At 54.7% G+C, this 925-nt stretch carries 2 protein-coding genes; both read left to right on the forward strand.

The window, feature by feature from the left end:
* On the forward strand, positions 1-330 hold a 330-nt coding region (locus ACQRAX_RS25480), incomplete at its 5' end, for an effector protein Tle3 domain-containing protein (protein ID WP_427867775.1).
* Positions 327-925: type VI lipase adapter Tla3 domain-containing protein (locus ACQRAX_RS25485; RefSeq protein ID WP_427867776.1), on the forward strand; the 599-nt coding region annotated here is incomplete at its 3' end. The genes ACQRAX_RS25480 and ACQRAX_RS25485, both read left to right, overlap by 4 nt.

Consider the following 925-nt stretch of genomic DNA (forward strand, 5'->3'; position numbering starts at 1 on the left):
GCCAACAGCTATCACTCGGCCATGCTGCGCAGCCCGGAAAACCACCGTTGGGTCACCGCCATGGACATTGCCATCGGTCAGGCCAAGTGCCTTACCCATCCGGACACGCGCGAGGTGTTGGTGGCGATTGCGGATTGGAAGTTGGATGAAGAGCGCTACAAGAAAGTCATCGCTCTCGCAGGTTGGTCACGTCTGAGTGTCGAGGCACAAACATTGGTGACAGCCAGCCACCTGTATTACCACCTAGGCGAGTTTCCTTCATCCGACCTGGTGCCACTGGAGCCGCCATCTCTACTTGCAAGTGCCGTTAAAAAAGGAGAGTTCCGGTGAAAGTGCCTCAGCAGAAATTGCAAACCAGGCCGCGGCTACGAGGCTATTTCTGGACGGTAGTCATATTGACTGTGGCCTGGCTTGGCTTCACCGGGTTCATCTATTACAAGGCACAGGTAGATCACATGAACATTGGTAACTTCAGTACCGTCGTGCGCTGGGGCATCGTCAGCATCGTTGGGGCCCTGGCGCTGATCTATGCCGTCCACTGGTGGGCCAATGCCGTAGCCCACGAAAAAGCCAAGCTTGCCGCCTACAAAGCCCAGGTGATTGCCGACAACGAGGCGCAACGGGCCAACTACAAACAGACTTATGCCCTGGAAATACGCGGAAGCGGAATCGCTGTCGACTACTACCAACAATCTGAGCTGTGGACGTTCATTCAAAGGAAAAACAATAATTTTACCTCGATCTATTCCCGCGATCCCTTGGACTATGAGGCGTCAGTCAATTCTCGGGAGATCACCCAATCGATCAACATACGCGCCGCATTCAAATACTCGGCAGGCAACGCCGTGGCTTACTGGCCCATCCCTACCTTCGCCATCGCCCCACCCAAACAACCTGACGACATCGGCGTCGTCAATAGCATTGT

The sequence above is a fragment of the Pseudomonas sp. UM16 genome (genome assembly GCF_050312595.1).
Classification (GTDB): Bacteria; Pseudomonadota; Gammaproteobacteria; order Pseudomonadales; family Pseudomonadaceae; genus Aquipseudomonas.